Origin of the sequence: Sphaerothrix gracilis Ecp01, from assembly GCF_030405905.1 — a bacterium.
GTDB classification, from domain to species: domain Bacteria; phylum Cyanobacteriota; class Cyanobacteriia; order Phormidesmidales; family Phormidesmidaceae; genus Sphaerothrix; species Sphaerothrix gracilis.
This window is the reverse complement of sequence record NZ_JASATW010000007.1, coordinates 84,471-103,126: the sequence shown is the minus strand read 5'-3', so window position 1 is coordinate 103,126 and position 18,656 is coordinate 84,471. Positions and strand designations below refer to the sequence as shown.

Here is an 18,656-nt window from a genome sequence, read left to right as displayed (position 1 = left end):
TCAGCGTTGAAATCAAAATTTTAAATGTAGAACTTACACGACGTTGGCCAGCTTGCTCTACCCTTGCCCCTGCGATCGCGGAACATTGAGTCCACAGTATACATGAAAATCTTTGGGATGGTGAGTAATTAATATTTAGTTAAAAAGTAAGGTTTTGCAAGCAGTTGCGAGGGTGACAGCGGGGATTTGCGAGCAGCTTTCTATGGGCTAGGACGGGAACCAAAAAGCTGGGTGCCGAGTCGAATCATGGTAGAGCCAGCGGCGATCGCAATCGGATAGTCGCCCGACATTCCCATAGAGAGCTGCTTGACTTGAATGTTGGGTAGCGCCTGCTGGTTGATCTCGGCCTGGAGCTGACGCAGCTGATTGAAAATGGCCTGGGTGGCGTCAGCGGCCAAACCATAGGGCGGAATTGTCATCAGCCCCACAATTTTTAGATGCCGTAGTCGGTTTAAGCGGGGCAAAACCTGGGTCAGTTCGGCAACAGTGAAGCCATACTTGTTGGGATCAGAGGCGACTTTAACCTGGAGACAACACCGGGGCGATCGCTCTAGTTCCGCCGCAATCTGATCGAGGCGTTGGGCTAGCTTTAAGCTATCAACTGAATGGATCCACTGAAATGAGGCGATCGCTTTGCGGGCCTTGTTGCTTTGCAGATGCCCAATCAGGTGCCAGGTGATATCGGTTAAATCCGCCAGCTCGGCCTGTTTTTGCTCAGCCTCCTGCACCTGACTTTCGCCAAAGTCGCGGATGCCTGCCTCATAGGCCACTCGAATGACCGCCGCCGGAAACTTTTTGGTGACGGCCACCAGGCGAACAGTCGGGGGCAATTCCTTTTGGACCTGATGAATGCGAGCGGCAATATCGCTAGCGGTAGCCGGAGAAGTCATTGAAACGTCTGCTGGTATGTCTTCTGCAGCTGATCGTACTCCGAATATTGACCGGCCCGCCGCAGAATCCGCAGGCGATTTTCTAGCAACATGCGGGCATCGCCGCGCCCAATGGGTTCAAAAATCAGGCCGTTGGTGCTGCTAGTGGTAACTAGGAAAAACAGCCGCTGGGCATAGAGCGTGGCAAACAGCTCCTTCGAGCCGTCTACCAAGCAAACTCTGAAGAGCAGACCGAAGGTGGGGTGATTAAGGTAGTTTTCAGAGCTCATTCAGACGCAGTCACTGTAGAAAGGCCAAATCATCTCAATACTTTATGTCAAACTGGTCACAAAAGACTATCAAGCCTAGAGCTTTGAGGCTGCAGATATGAGCGTTTACAGAATATTTTTGCTATTTAGCAGTATTAACTCATAAAAAGTCGCTTTTATTTTTGTAAAGGCAAAAATTTAGGTATTGTGTCTGCAAATGCCTTGACTGCCTGACGCGGCTGGCTAGTTTTCCTGGCAGCTCAAAACTATCTTAGAGGAAATGTTTCTAGCGATCCCAGTGAAAGCAGCTGCGCCTTGGCTTTTTGCAAAGACTCTAGCCACTCACGGGTAGGATTGCTATCGGCCACAATACCAGCGCCAACCTGCCCCCAAACCTGATAGCTGAGTGAGTCTGGCTGCGGTGCCAGCAGCAGTGTCCGGATTAAAATATTGAGATCGAGATGTCCCCGCCAGTCTAAATAGCCGCAGGAGCCATAAAACAGGCTGCGGCGCACGGGTTCTAACTGCTCAATAATTTCCATGCAGCGTACTTTAGGACAGCCCGTGATGGTGCCGCCCGGAAAGAGTGCCTGAATCAGGGAGACAGCGTCCTGGTTGGGGCTAAGCCTGCCCGTGACGTTGCTGACTAAATGCATGACGTGGCTGTAGCGCTCAATGCTCAACAGTTCGTCTACGGTCACTGATCCCCACTGACAAACCCGACCGAGATCGTTGCGCTCCAGATCCACCAGCATGATATGCTCAGCAATCTCTTTTTCATTGCTCAGCAGATCAGCGGCGCGTTCCTGGTCTTGCTGCGGGCTGCTGCCACGCGATCGCGTTCCCGCAATCGGGCGGGTCTGAGCTTGACGCCCTTCTAGCTGCACTAAGCGCTCTGGCGAGCAGCTCACAACGGCTCCCCAAGGCGTATGCCAGTAGCTAGCGAAGGGGGAAGGGTTAATCGCCTGGAGCTGACAGTAAACCTGCCAGGGATGCTGGCAAATCTGAGTGGAGAACCGCAGCGAGAGATTGGCCTGAAAAATATCTCCGGCTTGAATATGCTGCTGAGCTTGACGTACAGCGGCCTCATACTGGGCCTGAGTCGATTCCAGGCTGAGCTTTTGCGGCTCAGAGCTGAGCGGGGAACGGGTAGCGATCGCGTGGGGATCGTAGTTTTCAAGCTGCAGGGCTAGCGTTGTCAAGCGTTCTTTTTCAGTCGCTGCTAGCCACAAAGTTTGCTGCTGCTGATCGAGGATGGCAAACTCAGCCGGTTCATACCAAAAGGCGACCGGAAACGGCAGGCCATCCGGTTTGAGCCAGGGCAACTGCTCAATTTCCCAGGCTAGGTCATAGCCCAGCCAGCCCAGCCAGCCCCCTTGAAACGGTAAATCTACCGGCAGATCGGGGTGGGGATTTTGGCGGGACTGACTTAGGCGCGATCGCAGCAGCGGCAGAATATGCCCGATCGAGGGTGTCCACACCTGAGGCTGACCCTCAACCCAGCGAGGCGATCCGGCGCAGAGAGAATAGCGGCTGAGCGGACTGGCAGCAGCAGGGCTTTCCAGCAGGGTAGCTATCTGGCTCAATCCGGTAGCTGAGCTGGCCGCAGGCCAAAACAAGGCGGCAAAGACATCTGAGCCAGTTCGATTTAGAAGGGGCAGCGATCGCCAGTGCCAAGGCGGCAGTGCAGTCAAATTGCTTCTCCACCCCAAAATAGGCGCATCCACCAAAAGCCAAGCAGAACCGCAAAGGCGATCCAGTCCCAAAAGCGCAGCCGCAGTTGGTGCCAAGCCACCTGATGCTTATTAGGGCTAGTAAATCCCCGCACCTGCATCGCTGAGGCAATTTGCTCAGCCCGCAGCAGTAAGTTCTCCAGCAGCCGCTCTGCCACCATCAGCCAGATCTGCACCGCTCGCCTCAGCCCCAGCTTTTTCCAGTTAATCGCCCGTGTCCGCACCGAGCGAACCAGGTTTTGCACCTCTTCTAACACCAGGGGAATAAAGCGCAGCGCTAGCGTCACGGTTAAGGCCACTTCAGTTACTGGCAGACCAATATATTTGAGGGGCTGTATCAGATCTTCTAGGGCCGCCGTAATTTCTTCCGGGGCCGTGGTCAGTAAAAACAGATTGGTGGCATAGATCAGCGTGAATAGCAGCGTACTGACCCGAATCGCTAGGGCAAAAGACTGCTGGCTGACGGTAATTGGCCCCTGCTCAAACAAAATATAGTTGTAGCCTGTCGGCTGGGGAAAAGTAGGCCACGTTTCCGGGGGAGAATCGAGTTCTGCGATTGTTGCGGGCGTGGGCAAGCGGGGCTGCTGATCAATGGCCAAGCCATCGGGGGTAATCATGGTCAGCAAAAACACCAGCGTCCCCAACAGCAGCAGCCAGCCCATTTGCTGTCGCCAAACCCGCAGCGGGATGCGAGCGCTGAGGGTGAGCATTATGAGAACAGCTACCAAAATGCAGCGCCACAGGTCATTGGCCAGAATCGGCGCGGCTAAAAAGCTCATCAGCCAGACCATTTTGACTCGGGGATCGAGGTGGTGCAGCCAGGTAACCGGCTGCTCTAGGTAGAGTCCTAAAGGCAGCGATCGCAGTAAATCCATGCCCTAGACCTTAGTTGCTCGGTTAGCGCTGCCGCGCTCTAGCTCGCGCATTTTCTTGCCCCGCCAAAACAGGCGAATAGGCGTCCCTTCAAAGCCCAAATTTTCTCTAAACTGTCGCTCCACATAGCGACGATAGTTCTCGGTGATCAGCTTGGGATCATTGACAAACAGGGTGAAAGAAGGCGGCTGGGCCGTCACCTGGGTGCCATAGTAAATCCGGCCCTGTCGGCCTTGGCGCGTGGTGGGGGGGGTGTGCCAGCGGGTTGCTTCTTCTAAAACTTCATTGACAACCGCAGTGGTGACGCGGCGGCGGTGCTGGGCCACGGCTAAATCCACTAAATCTAAAATTTTGGTCACTCGCTGGCCGGTGAGAGCGCTGGTAAAAATCACCTCGGCCCAGTCCATAAAGTAGAGCTTGGCGCTGATATCGCGCTTGTGGTCGTAAATGGTATGGGAATCTTTTTCAATCGCGTCCCACTTGTTTACCACAATGATGCAGGCTCTACCGTCTTCTTCAATGCGGCCTGCCAGCTTTTGATCTTGCTCCGTCACGCCGTCAATGGCGTCAATCACCAGCAGCACTACATCAGAGCGGCGAATTGCCTTGAAGGCCCGGTTGACGCTGAAAAATTCAGTGCCATATTCCACCTGCTTCTTCCGGCGAATTCCAGCGGTGTCCACCAGCCGGTAGGTTTGCTCTCCCCGGGTCACGACGGTATCAATGGCGTCGCGGGTGGTTCCTGATACCGGACTCACAATCGATCGCGTATTGCCGACAAAAGCATTTAGCAGGCTGGACTTACCCACATTGGGCCGACCAATAATCGCCACGCGAATTTCGTCATCGGTTTCATCTGCAATCACCGGCGGCAGATATTCCACTAGCTGCTCTAGCAGCTCGCCAGTGCCATTGCCATGAATACCGGAAACCGGATAGGGTTCACCAATGCCTAACTCCCAAAACTGAGCGGCCTGGATCAGGCCCTGCTCCGGGGACTCACACTTATTGACCGCCAGCAGCACCGGCACATTTTGCTGCCGCAGCCAGTCAGCAATCTCAGTGTCGGCATCGGTTGGCCCCTGCTGCCCGTCCACGACCATAACAGCGGCGCTAGCCTCGCTCATAGCCATAGCCGCCTGTTCGCGAATGTGGGGCAAAAACTCGCTGTCATCGTCAAACACTAGCCCACCGGTATCGACGACCATAAACTCGCGATCGCCCCAGAAAGCAGGACGATAGGTGCGATCGCGGGTGACGCCGGGCTGATCGTGTACAATCGCCTCCCGCTCGCCAGTGAGGCGATTCACTAGGGTTGACTTGCCCACGTTGGGGCGTCCCACAATAGCAACAATTGGCAGCGGCATAGATCGGGCGACTCTTCTTTTTACAAAAACCCATTCACCCATTGTAGAAGCTCAGCGAGGCACCGTCGCCTGATACGATCGAGCGGGTTTCCTTTTCTCACAGCATGAAACGATCTGTCCGTCGCCCGTTGCTCAAGCTGCTCCGCACTGATCCGCGCTTTGCCGCTGCTTTTTCCCTGCTATGGCTGGCGATCGCCTGCGGTATAGCCTTTCTTTGGAAGTTAGGAAATGTTGGCCTAATAGATGAAACCGAACCCTTATTTGCCGAAGCTTCTCGCCAGATGTATGAGACTGGCAACTGGGTGACGCCCTACTTCAACGGGGAAACCCGCTTTGACAAGCCGCCGCTGGTCTACTGGCTGATGGCGATCGCCTTTCAGCTAGGAGGGGTCAGCGAGTGGACGGTGCGGCTGCCTTCAGCCCTGGCGGCGATCGCCCTCACCTGTTCAGGCTTTTACGTTCTGCGGCGCTTTGGCTTTCCCCAACCGGGTTTGGTTCAGGCGACTACGGACACTGCGGGTACTCAGCTCAGCCATCACAGCCAGAATGCTCTATGGCTGTCGGCGCTGATCGGCTCTGCCATCATGGCCCTCAATCCGGAAACGATGGTGTGGGCGCGGATCGGCGTCTCAGATATGTTGCTGAACGGCTGCATGGGAACGGCGCTGCTGTCATTTTTTCTGGGCTACGCTCAGCCGGATCGGCCTCAGCGGCAAACCCTTTGGTATTTCAGCTTTTATATATTAATGGGGCTGGCGGTTTTGACGAAGGGGCCAGTGGGGGTAGTGCTACCCAGCCTGATCGTCATCGGCTTTTTGCTCTATCTAGGGCGGCTGCGGGCGGTGCTGGGAGAAATGCGGCTGCTGGGGGGACTGCTGATTTTTTTAGTGATTACGGTGCCCTGGTATGTGCTGGTGATTCTAGAAAATGGACAGACGTACATTGATTCCTTTTTCGGCTATCACAACGTCGATCGCTTTACCAGCGTGGTCAATGGTCACTCGGCCCCCTGGTATTTTTACTTTTTAGTGGTGCTGGTGGGCTTTATTCCCTGGTCAGTCTTTCTACCCCAGGCGATCGCCCGTCTGAAATTCTGGCAGGTAAACTACTGGCGGGCTCAGCCCCGATCGGCCCATCTGGGCCTGTTTGCTCTGGCCTGGTTTTTGGGCATCTTCATCTTTTTCAGCGTTGCCGTCACTAAGCTGCCCAGCTACGTCCTGCCGCTAATGCCCGCTGCGGCGATTCTAGTGGGGCTGCTGTGGAGCGATCGCATGATTGCGCTAAAACCCAACCGCATTAGCTGGGGCTTTTGGCTCAGCGTGGCCGCTAATTTACTGCTGCTAGCGGCTCTGGCAGGAGCAGCCCTTTATAGCCCCAACTGGATGGGAGACGATCCGGCTATGCCTGATCTGCCCCAGCTGGTGCGTGAATCCGGCATTATGCTACACGGCGCGATCATCTGGATTTTAGCCGCCGCAATCGGTCTGTTGCTGGTAGGGATTCGGCAGACGCGCTGGCTCTGGAGCGTCAATTTGGTCGCTTTTACTGCTTTTGTCTGCCTGACGATGGTGCCTGCCCTAGAGATTGCCGATGTTGAACGGCAGTTCCCCCTACGCCAGATTGCCGCCACCCTCGTGGCGCAGCAGCAGCCGGGAGAACCCATTGTGATGACGGGCTTTAAGAAACCGAGCCTGGTATTCTACACCCAGCGTCCGGTGAACTATTTGCAAAGTGCTGACTCGGTTGAGGCCTATCTGGCTGCTGAAGCCGCGACCGACTCGGTGCTGCTGGTGGGGCGATCGCCGGAGATTGAAAAAGTTGACTGGGGCGATCGCTCAGCGACGGTACTGACAGATCCAGCTCCCTATCAGCTCGTGCGGCTTGGGCCTCGTAACAGTTCTGAATTTTGAATTTAGCGGAATGCATCAAAACCTTGCAGAACGAGGCGTTACGGCTTTGCCTAACACGTCCTACCGGACTGGCTTACATGGCGCTGGTCCCCGACTTAGCCTCCCGTTTGAGCTGGTTGGAAATGCGAAACAGCTCCTGCCCGGTGTGTAGGTAGTTTTCTTCGTAGGTGTAGGTGAAGCGCTCCATTTCCTCGATGCCGTCCTCTAGCTGGTTGAGGCAGTAATAGAGATTGGCCGCGACCCCTGCCGCGTTGGCCGGGTTGGGCATGGAGGCAAATTTAGCTCTGGCCTGCTCTAACCAGTCACGACATTCTTCTAAGTAAGCCTGAAAAGCCTCCATTAGCTCGTCGTCAAAGGGGTCAGCAGAGAGTTCTTTAATCTGCGATCGCAGCGGTTTAAGAATTTTAGCAATTAGCCGATCCACCGGGCCGTAGACCTGACGCAGCCAGGTTTCAATGTGGGTATCTGCGGCCCTAGCCTGCTGACGCTGCTGGCGATAGAGGTTTTGCAAGTCGGCGGTGCGCTGCTGGCGATCGCGCACTGAAGTGCTGCTTCTGCCGCCCCATGCCCGTGCCTGCTGGCGATCGCGGTCGTACTGCGAGCGGCGCTGCGGATCGCCTAAAACTTCATAGGCCGCATTGAGCGAGGTAATCTGCTCGTGGCTGGATTCTACGGAGTTGCGATCGGGGTGATAGCGCTTGGCTAAGCGACGATAGGCCCGCTTCACCTCACTCTGGGTGGCAGCTTCAGTAATTTCTAGAGTTTGATAGTGATTTGGGTAAATCATTAACCCAGCGTAGCAGGCGCCATTAGCTCGACATCCTGGAACAATGGTGTACTCAGATAGCGCTCCCCAAAGCTGGGCTGCACAATCACAATCAGCTTATCCTGATTTTCCGGTCGCTGCCCAACCTTGATAGCTGCACACAGAATGGCACCAGTGGAAATGCCAGAGAGTAGCCCTTCCTCCTTCGCTAAGCGCCGCCCATAGGCGATCGCCTCCTCGTCCGTCACCGTCACTACGTCGTCAATGAGATCCTGTCGCAGCACCTCCGGCACAAAGCCCGCGCCAATGCCCTGAATCTTGTGGGAACCGGGCTGTCCGCCGGAAAGCACCGAACTGGTCAATGGCTCCACAGCAATGACCTGAAACTCAGGCTTACGCGCCTTGATTACCTCAGCCACCCCAGTAATCGTCCCGCCCGTACCGACCCCGGCAATGAAGATATCCACCTGGCCGTCGGTATCCTGCCAGATTTCTTCGGCTGTAGTACGGCGGTGAATTTCAGGATTAGCCGGATTGCGAAACTGCTGCAGCATGTAGGCATCCGGCGTGGAATTGACAATTGCCTGGGCCCGGTGGATGCAGCCGCCCATCCCCTCAATTCCCGGCGTCAGCTCTAGCTCGGCCCCATAGGCCCGCAGCATGGCGCGTCGCTCCGAACTCATGGTTTCCGGCATGGTCAGAATTAGGCGATAGCCTTTAGCGGCTGCCGCCATTGCTAGGGCAATTCCCGTGTTGCCAGAGGTGGGTTCGACCAGCGTCGTTTTTCCCGGCGTGATATCCCCGGCTCGCTCTGCCGCTTCGATCATGTTGATGCCAATGCGATCTTTCACCGAAGCCGAAGGATTCATCCCCTCTAGCTTGATCACAATCTCGGCTACACAGCCCTCTGCCTGGGGAATACGATTAAGCCGCACCAGCGGCGTGCGGCCAATCAGTTGAGTCACGTCCTGCGCGATATTCATAGTGATTAAATGTAATACATCAGGTCTAGCTGTCGTTTGGCGTTGCGCTTATCTACCAAGTCCTGCAGCGTATACTTTTGCAGAATCGCCTCTGCTGCCTGTCGGGCCTCCTGCCACACCTCGCAGACAACAGCGCCCTCTGCGGTTTTAGGCGTTGTCTCCGGTTCTGCTTGGGCATCTAACCCCTCAATACAGCAAATCACCTCGTGCAGCGTAATTTGCCAAGGCTCCCGCGTTAGCAAATAGCCTCCCTTGGCTCCCCGCTGGCTGCGAACCAGTCCGGCCCGTCTCAGCGTTGCTAGAAGCTGTTCCAGGTAGCGATCGGGAATATTCTGCTGATTGGCAATTTGGCGAATTTGCAGCGGCTCTCCGCTGCTGTAATGCGCGCTCAGTTCTAACAGCGCCATCAGAGCATATTCGCTTTTACAGGTAAGTTCCACAAGCCCAGGAGTGATGAGGATATTCAGACATAGCTCTAGTATACTCCGGTTCCCCACTGGGGTTTGGGAGTATTGGGGATCAAGGCTCAAACTTTATCTTCCCGGCTTCTCCCCTTTCCCTCACTAGGGTGAATGCACTGCCAGCGGGAGAGCGCCATGATTAAACGGTTACGGCTAGGGCTGAAATTCTCTTTGATCTTGGGAGCTGTCTTTGTGGTTAGCTCACTGCTGAGCGGTTTGCTGCTCTCGCGGACAGCCAATCTCAGCGCCCAGCATCAGGTAGCCGATCAGGCCATGCTGATGATGGAAACCATGAACTCCATTCGGGACTATACCAATAGCCGCATCAACCCGCTGCTCACCGCTAAGTACGACACCGAACAAGATTTCATCCCCGAATCGCTGCCTACTTTTTCAGCTAGAGAAATTTTTGAGAGCGTTCGCACCGAAAAGAACTACCAGAATTTCTTGTATAAAGAAGCCTCGTTCAATCCCACCAACCTGCGCGATCGCGCCGATCGCTTTGAACTGGGCGTCCTAGAGAGATTTCGCCAGCAAGACGACCTGACTGAGACAGAAGGCTTTCGCGGTGTGGGGGAAAATTCCCTGTTCTATGTCGCCCGGCCCATGCGCGTGGCCAAAGAAAGCTGCCTCGTCTGCCACAGCACCCCCGATCGCGCTCCCCAGAGCCTGATTGAAGCCTACGGCGATGAAAACGGCTTTGGCTGGCATCTCAATGAGCTGGTGGCGGCCCAAATTATGTACGTACCTGCCACAGCGGTCTTTAGCAGCTATCGTCGGCAGTTCGCCCTGATGATGGGGGTGTTTGTCGGCAGTTTTTTACTGGTGATTCTGCTGATCAACTGGCTGCTACGGCGCAGCGTGATTCAGCCGATTGTGCCGATGGCGCGGGCGGCCCAGCGGCTCTCGAATGAACAGATTGATAGCGAAGCTGATGAGGCTCTAGAGATCGCACAGCTTGGTAAAATCACCCAGCGGCAAGACGAGATCGGCCAGCTAGCGCGCCTGTTTCAGGATATGGTGCAGTCGGTTTGCAGCCGTGAACGGAGCTGGCGGCAGACCTTGCAAAAGCTGCACTACGAAACTGACGAGCGCAAACAGCTTGATCTGCTGCAGCAAATGACCGGCGAGATCAACTGCAGGCAACTGATTGAGCGATCGCGCCAAGCTCGTAACCAATAACCCTTTTGTCAGGTGGGCATTGCCCACGCTATCTGTTCTCTACATGGGTCGGCCCCAGATAGCGGGTTAGATAGGGGGAAAAGACCTCATAAATTAGCGTCAGCGGATTACCATCGTGCCAAAACAAATAGTGACGGCCCCAGAACGGTCCCTCCTGCTCAAAGGCGGCCTCCAAATGAGCTGATTCGCCGTAGTGAATCCCTTGGATGTCCCGGTAAAGCTCGGTGCGTAGGCGGGCCAGACTGGCCCAGATTGGCAGCGAACGATTCTGCAAATATTCGTCTACGTGACTGGCCTCCCACCAGGATGTGGCGTAGGCTAGGCGCTGCCCTGAGGCCGTGCGCAACCAAACCTGGCGGCGCAGGCGCGGCCCCGGTACCATGCGAATCAGCGCTGGGGCACCGTCTAGGTGCATCCCCACCGGAGACATATCGATCACATCAACCTCGGTGCGCTCTCGCGTCAGCAGTTGGAGATGACGGGTAGGAGAGCCGTCACCCAACAGGAGAATCTGCCAAGCGGGGGCTAGCTGGTGATGGGGTAGTCCTTTTTGGACAACAGTTTCACTCCCCTGCCAGATCGGGTCGAGGGCAAGCCAGGTTGAGGGCAGGGCTGCATCTTCTAGTTGCTGATAGGCCGAAGTCAAAACGAATTGTTACAAAACTTCAATTACAACCATCATAATACGTTGATTTTCTCCTTGCCGCAGCAGGGCCGCCAATCTCCTTGCTGTGGGCGAACGGCTCAGCTTGGGGGCAGTGTTCTCTACCCTGCTGGAGAAGCTACGTTCAAGGGGGCCGAGCATGATGTTCGGCCCCCTCAAAAACGGGTCTAAAGTTAATGCGGATGGCGAGAATCGAACTCGCAAGGCATACGCCACACGCCCCTCAAGCGTGCGTGTCTACCAATTCCACCACATCCGCAGGGAAACGTAACCACAGAGACTGATTATAGATCGCATTGTCAGCATTGGAAACACGGGCTGTCAAAATAATTGCGGCCTCGGCTGCGTGATAAAATCAGCTTCCGTCATATGATGCAGAAATATCGTCAGCCGCGCGATCGCCAGGAGTTTGACTAGCGATTAGCCGCGATCGCCAGGGGCCAACAGGTCGGCCTGCCCCCTTATTTTCACTTCAACTGAGCTAGCAGATGCGCTTTTCCAAAATTCTGATTGCCAACCGGGGAGAAATCGCTCTACGCATTCTTCGCACCTGTGAAGAAATGGGCATTGCGACGGTGGCGGTTCATTCGACGGTTGATCGTCAGGCTTTGCACGTGCAGCTTGCCGATGAAGCCGTTTGTATTGGAGAAGCCTCTAGCGGCAAAAGCTATCTCAACATTCCCAACATTATTGCCGCTGCCCTGACGCGCAATGCCACCGCAATTCATCCCGGCTATGGGTTTTTAGCCGAAAATGCCCGGTTTGCTGAGATCTGCGCTGACCATCAAATTGCCTTCATTGGCCCTACGCCAGCCGCCATGCTGGCTATGGGAGACAAATCTACCGCGAAGGAAACCATGCAGCGCGTGGGGGTACCCACGGTGCCGGGCAGTGATGGCCTGCTGACCGACGAACAGGAAGCAGCCGCGATCGCTAAAGAAATTGGCTATCCCATCATCATCAAAGCCACTGCTGGCGGCGGCGGTCGGGGGATGCGCCTGGTACGGAATCCAGAGGAGCTAAGCAAAGCCTTTTTTGCGGCCCAGGGAGAAGCAGAAGCAGCCTTTGGCAATCCGGGGGTCTATTTAGAAAAATTTGTCGAACAGCCGCGCCACATTGAGTTTCAAATTTTGGCAGATAGCCACGGCAATGTGATTCATTTGGGTGAACGAGACTGCTCAATTCAGCGCCGCCACCAAAAGCTCTTAGAAGAAGCGCCCAGTCCGGCCCTGTCACCCGAACTGCGTCAGGTTATGGGGGAAGCTGCTGTCCGAGCGGCCCAGTCAATCAACTACGTCGGGGCTGGGACGGTAGAGTTTCTGCTCGATCGCTCCGGCGAGTTTTACTTCATGGAAATGAACACCCGCATCCAGGTGGAACATCCTGTCACCGAGATGGTAACGGGGCTAGATCTGATCGCCGAGCAAATTCGCATTGCCCAAGGAGAGCCGCTTTCTCTCACGCAGGCAGATATCAAGCTGCGGGGCCACGCCATTGAGTGTCGGATCAATGCTGAAGATCCTGATCACAACTTCCGGCCCAATCCCGGACGCATCAGCGGCTACTTAGCACCGGGCGGACTGGGGGTCAGAATGGATTCCCATGTTTATACGGACTATGAGATTCCGCCCTACTATGATTCCCTGATTGGCAAGCTAATTGTCTGGGGACCCGATCGGCTGACGGCGATCCGCCGCATGAAGCGGGCTTTGCGAGAATGCGCCATTACTGGCTTGCCCACCACCATCAGCTTTCACCAAAAGGTCTTGGAGCGCCCAGAATTTCTAGAGGGCGAGGTCTACACTAACTTTGTCAATCAGGTGATGATGCCACAGTGATTCTAGTCGCTTGAACGGGCTAAAACATTTTCAGCAGGCCCTGCTGGCCCACTAGCAGCTCTCGCAGCAGGCTCGTAATGGCCACCCAAATTACCGGCGAAATATCCACGCCGCCAATGGGAGGAACCAGCTTACGCACCGGAATCAAAAAAGGTTCGGTCGGCCAGGCGACTAGGTTGTAGGGCAGACGATTGAGATCAACCTGGGGATACCAGGTCAAAACAATCCGAAAAATAAATAGCAGCGTCATCAGCCCTAGCAGGGGGCCAACAATCCAGCCAGTCACGCTAGCAATCTCAGATAGGCTCATAGTCGTGATCATTCCAATACCGCAGCGCTAGATGTTTAAGCTTTGTAAACCTAGCTCCTCTCATCTTAACTGACAGCTTGCTTTACTTTAGACATCGCTCAATAGCTTCGATTAACCAGCCTAGCTGAGGCAATATTTTGGTTCAAAAAGCGTATTTGTCAGACTATCAGCTTCCCAAGGCTGAGACAGCCAGATAAGATAAGTTACAGAAATAATATTTTTCCATCTTTCGTCAAGCAGGTAAAAATTCATGACACCCTCTCTAGCGAATTTTCTGTTGAGCCTGGCTGCAGGGGCTGCTATCGTAGTTGTCCCCGTTGTGGTGGGGCTTGTATTCATCAGCCAGCGGGACAAAATTCAGCGCTCTTAAGTTTAACGACTGTATGAGTGCTGTATGAGTTCTGCAGATTGGAGGGGGCACATTTGAGTGACCCCCTTTAAACTATAGGAAGGTCTTAAGAAATTAAGCCCCTAGCGAGAGACCCGCTAAAATCTAGGCTCAATCCCGGAGAAATCAATGGTTAATGTCGGTCTATCCTTTGCCAGTCTTATTGGCATTGCGCTGGCAGTGTCAGGCGCGGCCCTGTACTTTTTAAGATCGTTTCGCCCCAATCTCGCCCGCGACCACGACGTCTTTTTTGCGGCGGTGGCGTTAGGGGCTGGCGGCATTCTTTTCTTTAACGGCTGGCGGCTCGATCCGATTCTGCAGTTTGGTCAGTTAATGCTGGGCGGTTCGGCTATTTTCTTTGCGGTTGAGAGCATTCGACTGCGCGGAGTCGCCACAGAGCAGGCCAAGCAGCGCACGCCTGTGGTAGACGATGATCGACCTGTGAGCCGGGTGTACCGGGCTGAGCTAGATGATTTAGACCAGCTTGGCGATCGCGCCCCGCGCAACCGTCGCATTCCGGCCTCCCGCAGCCGCTACCGGGATGACTATGACGATGACTATCGCCGCCCTGAGCGTAGCGAATCGATTGGCCGCCTGAATCCTAGCAGCGATCGGATTCGCCGTCGCCGTCCGCCTCGTCCCGATGCCGATATTCGGGATGAAGCCGCTTGGGGAGAAGGACCTGTTCGCCGGCCTAGCCGCAGCGTTCCTCCCGCCAGCCGCGACAGCGGACGCCCCCTACCGGGCGATCGCGTCCCCCCTCGTCGCAGCGGCCCCAGAAATCAGCCGCCCCGCGATGAAAGCCCCGATGCTGATTACGTTAACTATCGCCCTGTCAGCTATCCAGAAGGGCAGCCGGAAGGGCAGTCAGACTATCCCTACCCAGGCATTTAGCTACCCGCGATCGCTTTTACCGCAGAATTTAGCTAAAAGTAGCTGAAGGATGATCAAGTCCCTCAGCTACTTTTGGCTTTAAATCGGCTCGCCGCCATATCTCCCGATAGAGGGTTTGAGGACGGCCCAAACCTGCCCATAATCGATCTGCACTCTGCAGAGACGGTCAAGATGCTCATGCCAAACAGCATTGCCTCAATGTAGCCGTTATCTTATGACCGCGAGTGAACGTTTGTTAAGCTATTCGCTGACGGCTTTGCCAGTGCAGACTACATATCTTGAAAACTCTATGGTTGCTACCGCTCCGGCTCAAATTCAACTGATTGCCGACGAAACTCAAAAGCTGCTTGACTGGGCAGATCAGATCCATCACTGCGATCGCTCCCTGTTTGAAAAGGCTCAGCTTTTAGCTACGCGCTTAGGCGCTCACTATCGCCCTGAAGATGGCCTGACTGAAATTGGCTTTTGGGCACCTGAGCTAGGCGCAGATATGGTGCAGCCTAAAAACATCTATTTGGAAATTTTTACCCCCAAGCAGGCAATTGATCCGCTCCGGCCTTTACAGCAGGTTGCCTTTCGCCGCAGTTCAGTGCAGCTAGAGAAGCAGGGGGAGTTTTTTTGGGGAGTCCTCTCTGGGGTTAAAGCCGGAACTAAAGACAGCTTTGGCTCGTTTTATTGGCTGCGCTACCTCGACATGAATACCAACGAGGTGAAGGTGATCGGGGACTGCCTTGCTTACTCTTTGCCCTATGGCGTCTATGCTCCGGCTGAAGTCTACGACATGGCAAGCCTGCAGCGCGATCGCGCCGACTTGACTTACTTTGCCCAAGGGGAAGCGGCGTCAGACGGCGTTATTCAGGTGCAGCCTCCCAGCAGTATTTTGCAGCTCCACGTCAATACCGCCTCCCCCGATGGCAGCCTCGCCGGGCTGACCGAGGTTTACCAGCAGATCGCCCAAAAAATTAGGCAGCAAGAACCGCTGACCCCAACTGAGCAAAACTTTATTGGCTATGATGCCATCCAGCCCCTGCCGATTGAACCCACGGTTGAGTATTTGGGCAAACACGAACTGGGACACGGCTTTTTTATCTTCAACGAAGCTGACGAAGCCGAGATGGACCCGGAAACCGAAGGGATTGAGCACGAGGCAGGCAACCTTAAAATTACGCTGAAAAAGCCAGATACTCAGAACTGGGGCTATGACATCGTTATTTTTGGCTGTTCGGCCACCAATCCCTCCGTTCTGCGCACCCTCAGACCCCACGAACTGGTGGAATTTATTGAGACGCTGCACAATTTTCCCACCGGGCCAATCCAAATTATTTACGACATCGTCTACGGTCATGCCGACAATCAGGCGCTCAACCTGCTCAACGGGCGCTTTCTCAAAGGCCCCAACATGTACGGCCAAGACGTAAACCATCAGAACCCTACCGTCCGAGCAATTTTGCTGGAAATGCAGCGACGCAAAAACGATACGGGTGTGGACGGCATTCGCGTGGACGGGGCACAAGACTTTAAGTTCTTCAATCCCCTCTCCGGCGAAGTGGAATACGACGACCAGTATCTCAGCGATATGGCCGAGATTAGGCAGCAGATTGAAGGCCATCAGCGGCGGCTGTTTGCCATCTTTGAAGACGGTCGGCCCTGGCCTGCTGAAGGCTGGGAAGAAGTCTCGACCTATCGCAGCATCATTGAATTTAAGCCGGAGGCGTTTCAGTGGGGGCCGCTGATTTTTGCCCACAACACCCCTAGTCTCAAAGGCTTTTGGGACAAAAAGTGGCGGCGCGTTAACGAAGTTATGCAGCTTGGCGCTAACTGGATTACGGGCTGCGGCAACCATGACACGCTGCGGCGCGGTACCCAGGTGGATCCGGGCCTAGATATCAACTGGAATTTAGGTCAAATCCTGCCGGAAGTGCTGCATAACGCCTACGACAACCCGGCCATTACGCTGCTGACCTATGGCTTCAGCCCCGGACTGCCGATGGATTTCATTAACTGCACGATGCGGGCGCCCTGGGGCTTCTTGCGCAATACGGACGATCGCTACGGGGTCAAGGTGGTGGCCGAAGAGGCGGGCGGCTTTCTCGACTGGCAAATCATTCCCGAGACCTACGACTACCCAGACTTATTTCCGCGTGTCAAGGCGATGGGCTTTACCCGGCTAGCCGAGCTACGTCAGTTTGTCCGGGGGCTTTATGACGCCATTGAAGAAACGCACTATGACCTTGATGAGGTCGCACACCTTTGCCAGTGCTGGCTAGGAACAGAAGCAGATGCCGAAGCCGTCAAGCAGGAAGCACAAGTCCGTAAGTCAGCCGCTGAGCTGCAAAAGCTCAACGTTCCTGGTAAATCTAAAGTCCTGACGGAGCTAGATGTGGGCAAGCTGAAGCAGTTTGCTAAAGCCTTCATGGAGGACGCCCACGAGATCTGTAATGTCTGGCTGCAGCAGGACGTGATTGAGGCTGATCAAACGGCTTTCAATCTGGCTCTGCGCCGCTTTCGCCATGCGCGGCCTTGGCTGAAAGAAAACCTAACAGCGGGCGATCGCTTCGATCGCGTCAGCAACGCCCAGCAAACCCTGTTCTACGGTTTACGCCAGGCTCCCGCAGGTGACGAATCTATTGTCATAGCAGCGCACATGGGCGGGGAACCGCTGACGGTCAAGCTGAGTGACCTGCTGGAAATTGATCTGAAACAGTGGCAGGTGGCGATCGCCTCGCCGCATTTAGCCATAGACGATCTCAGCGTCTTTGAGCTGCAGGACAGTCAGGCAGTCTTGCTGCAGAAGCTGTAGGTCGCTAGAGATAAGGCAGGGCCAGCAGTATTGTCTCCATTTCATCGCGGCACAGGCCGCCATGATGCCCCTTATGGTGTTCTTCAAAGCGATCTTTTTCATACCACCAAACCAGCTTGTGCTGATGGGGCAAAACTACTAGGTTGCCCAATCGCTTGAGCAGCCGGGGTAAGGGCTGAGGGCCAAAGAAGCCTGACTCCACCAGCGTTTGTGTGTAATACACGGTGGCTTTGCCAGCAAGCTGCTGGGTCAGTAAGCTATGGGCTTTCTCTAAAAAGTCTGGCTGAATATAGAGAAACAGATCGCGGGAGCCACCGGCGGGCACTAGGAGCTGCCCCTGAGCGTTGCGCTGCAGCCAAGGTTCAATCGAGGGACTGAGCTGATTTAGATAGATTGTTTGCTCTGGGGAGATCGCCGTTTGACCGTGATCTGCCGTAATCAGCAGCAGCGTATCGTGTAGCTGACCCGCGAGGGACTGGTGTAAAAGCTGCTCTAGCAGCAGCCACAGCGCTCTGACCTCGGCCTCAAACTGCGGCGAACTGGGGCCATACTTATGGGCGATCGCGTCAATTACGTCAATATAAAGGCAGTGATAGGCTTTACCCGGCTGGGTGAGGACCGCCTCAGCCAAGTTCGTCATTGCCTCCGGCAGGGTGCGAAAGCCTATCATTTCCGCCCCATCGCAGACCGTTTGAGAAAAAGGCGAGTAAGCATAGCTTTGATGCTGATAGCAGTAAGACCTAACTCCCTGCTGGGCGAGTTGCTGATAGAGAGTCTGCGTGGGAAATAGAGCTGCTGGGGATATACCCGTTTGACTGACCGTTTCTCGCTCCCTATCTCCGGCGAGGGAAAACAGCAGCGGCGCAAAAATGGCGTCTAGCAGCGGCTCGTAGTAAAACCATTCGTAGACGCCGCTCTCGCCCACAGGCAGCCCCGTATGCAGCGTCGTCACATGGGCTGAAGTGGTAGACGGGAACTGGGTGGTCAGCTTAGAAGCCACCCCAGCCGTCATAAACCGCTGGAGCAGAGGTAGGCGATCGCCAAAGCGCTCAAAAAAGCGCCAGCCAAAACCATCCACCAGAATTAAAATCACCTTTTCGTACTGCTGCGGCAGTCCTGCTAAAACCGTCAGCGGCAGGCCAGCCTCAGTCTCCGCCGTCAGCAGATAGCGCACGAGCTGCGGAATTTGGGCGAAGCAGTAAGACTCGTAGAGGGGCTTACCAACATTGTCATCCAGGCGGGCCGCTTCCACAGCCCGGAGAGAATCTAGGTTCAGCATAGAAGTCGCAGTTTCAAGAGAGCAGCAGTCGGGCGCAGATGGGAACCGCGTTCATATATAGAGCTTAAAT

17 protein-coding genes and 1 tRNA gene are annotated in these 18,656 nt (G+C 55.0%); 6 read left to right on the top strand and 12 right to left on the bottom strand.

All coding sequences use genetic code 11. The annotated features are described in order from the left end of the window. Positions 1 to 200 precede the first annotated feature (200 nt). From QJQ48_RS09575 to der, 5 genes are all read right to left on the bottom strand, one after another. A complete protein-coding gene (locus QJQ48_RS09575; RefSeq protein WP_346290997.1) occupies positions 201 to 890 on the bottom strand; it encodes a YggS family pyridoxal phosphate-dependent enzyme in 690 nt (229 codons plus the stop codon). Next, a complete protein-coding gene (gene pipX / locus QJQ48_RS09570; RefSeq protein WP_346290996.1) occupies positions 887 to 1,159 on the bottom strand; it encodes a transcriptional coactivator PipX in 273 nt (90 codons plus the stop codon). Before pipX ends, QJQ48_RS09575 begins: the two co-directional genes overlap by 4 nt. Positions 1,160 to 1,404: 245 nt before the next feature. Then, complete coding sequence (locus tag QJQ48_RS09565) at positions 1,405 to 2,832, bottom strand: anthranilate synthase component I (RefSeq protein WP_346290995.1); 1,428 nt, start codon at positions 2,830 to 2,832, stop codon at positions 1,405 to 1,407. Further along, positions 2,829 to 3,746: an energy-coupling factor transporter transmembrane component T family protein gene (locus QJQ48_RS09560; RefSeq protein ID WP_346290994.1), complete on the bottom strand. Its 918-nt coding sequence runs from the start codon at positions 3,744 to 3,746 to the stop codon at positions 2,829 to 2,831. Before QJQ48_RS09560 ends, QJQ48_RS09565 begins: the two co-directional genes overlap by 4 nt. A gap of 3 nt (positions 3,747 to 3,749) precedes the next feature. Then, on the bottom strand, positions 3,750 to 5,111 hold the full coding sequence (der, locus tag QJQ48_RS09555) for a ribosome biogenesis GTPase Der (RefSeq protein ID WP_346290993.1): 1,362 nt from the start codon (positions 5,109 to 5,111) through the stop codon (positions 3,750 to 3,752). A gap of 104 nt (positions 5,112 to 5,215) precedes the next feature. Between der and QJQ48_RS09550 the strand changes: the two genes are divergently transcribed. Continuing rightward, the gene (locus QJQ48_RS09550; RefSeq protein WP_346290992.1) at positions 5,216 to 7,021 is read left to right on the top strand and encodes an ArnT family glycosyltransferase; all 1,806 of its coding nucleotides are present in this window, start codon (positions 5,216 to 5,218) and stop codon (positions 7,019 to 7,021) included. Positions 7,022 to 7,094: 73 nt separating this feature from the next. Here QJQ48_RS09550 and QJQ48_RS09545 read toward each other — a convergent pair whose 3' ends face one another. Genes QJQ48_RS09545 through QJQ48_RS09535 form a run of 3 tightly spaced genes read right to left on the bottom strand, consistent with a single transcriptional unit; the run spans position 7,095 to position 9,210 of the window. Continuing rightward, positions 7,095 to 7,808, bottom strand: a complete 714-nt coding sequence (locus QJQ48_RS09545; protein ID WP_346290991.1) for a J domain-containing protein — start codon at positions 7,806 to 7,808, stop codon at positions 7,095 to 7,097. Beyond that, the gene (cysK, locus tag QJQ48_RS09540) at positions 7,808 to 8,770 is read right to left on the bottom strand and encodes a cysteine synthase A (protein WP_346290990.1); all 963 of its coding nucleotides are present in this window, start codon (positions 8,768 to 8,770) and stop codon (positions 7,808 to 7,810) included. The genes QJQ48_RS09545 and cysK overlap by 1 nt, the downstream gene beginning before the upstream one ends. Positions 8,771 to 8,775: 5 nt before the next feature. After that, positions 8,776 to 9,210, bottom strand: a complete 435-nt coding sequence (locus QJQ48_RS09535) for an RrF2 family transcriptional regulator (RefSeq protein ID WP_346290989.1) — start codon at positions 9,208 to 9,210, stop codon at positions 8,776 to 8,778. Between the two features lie 156 nt (positions 9,211 to 9,366). Between QJQ48_RS09535 and QJQ48_RS09530 the strand changes: the two genes are divergently transcribed. Then, positions 9,367 to 10,413 carry a c-type heme family protein gene (locus QJQ48_RS09530; protein WP_346290988.1) on the top strand — a complete coding sequence of 349 codons (1,047 nt, stop codon included), beginning with the start codon at positions 9,367 to 9,369 and terminating at the stop codon, positions 10,411 to 10,413. Between the two features lie 28 nt (positions 10,414 to 10,441). Here QJQ48_RS09530 and QJQ48_RS09525 read toward each other — a convergent pair whose 3' ends face one another. Both QJQ48_RS09525 and QJQ48_RS09520 read right to left on the bottom strand, forming a co-directional pair. Beyond that, on the bottom strand, positions 10,442 to 11,059 hold the full coding sequence (locus tag QJQ48_RS09525; RefSeq protein ID WP_346290987.1) for a chorismate lyase: 618 nt from the start codon (positions 11,057 to 11,059) through the stop codon (positions 10,442 to 10,444). Positions 11,060 to 11,254: 195 nt separating this feature from the next. Next, positions 11,255 to 11,336: transfer RNA gene (locus tag QJQ48_RS09520), tRNA-Leu, on the bottom strand. A 229-nt stretch (positions 11,337 to 11,565) separates the two neighbouring features. Between QJQ48_RS09520 and accC the strand changes: the two genes are divergently transcribed. Further along, on the top strand, positions 11,566 to 12,915 hold the full coding sequence (accC, locus tag QJQ48_RS09515; protein WP_346290986.1) for an acetyl-CoA carboxylase biotin carboxylase subunit: 1,350 nt from the start codon (positions 11,566 to 11,568) through the stop codon (positions 12,913 to 12,915). Positions 12,916 to 12,934: 19 nt separating this feature from the next. On the opposite strand, the gene QJQ48_RS09510 is transcribed toward accC, so the two are convergent. After that, the gene (locus QJQ48_RS09510) at positions 12,935 to 13,225 is read right to left on the bottom strand and encodes a YggT family protein (protein WP_346290985.1); all 291 of its coding nucleotides are present in this window, start codon (positions 13,223 to 13,225) and stop codon (positions 12,935 to 12,937) included. 250 nt (positions 13,226 to 13,475) lie between these two features. Here QJQ48_RS09510 and psbX point away from each other — a divergent pair, with 250 nt between their 5' ends. The 3 genes from psbX to gghA all read left to right on the top strand — a co-directional run bounded on the left by psbX (position 13,476) and on the right by gghA (position 17,307). Further along, positions 13,476 to 13,595 (top strand): photosystem II reaction center protein PsbX, encoded by a 120-nt coding sequence (psbX, locus tag QJQ48_RS09505; protein WP_346290984.1) that lies wholly within the window; start codon positions 13,476 to 13,478, stop codon positions 13,593 to 13,595. Between the two features lie 147 nt (positions 13,596 to 13,742). Continuing rightward, entirely contained in the window at positions 13,743 to 14,507 is a 765-nt protein-coding gene (locus tag QJQ48_RS09500) for a Ycf66 family protein (RefSeq protein ID WP_346290983.1), read from the top strand. 289 nt (positions 14,508 to 14,796) lie between these two features. Continuing rightward, positions 14,797 to 17,307, top strand: coding sequence for a glucosylglycerol hydrolase (gene gghA / locus QJQ48_RS09495; protein WP_346290982.1), 2,511 nt, complete (start codon positions 14,797 to 14,799; stop codon positions 17,305 to 17,307). A 4-nt stretch (positions 17,308 to 17,311) separates the two neighbouring features. Here the strand turns inward: gghA and QJQ48_RS09490 are convergent, their stop codons facing one another. After that, a complete protein-coding gene (locus tag QJQ48_RS09490) occupies positions 17,312 to 18,586 on the bottom strand; it encodes an alkaline phosphatase family protein (RefSeq protein WP_346290981.1) in 1,275 nt (424 codons plus the stop codon). Positions 18,587 to 18,656: the final 70 nt, after the last annotated feature.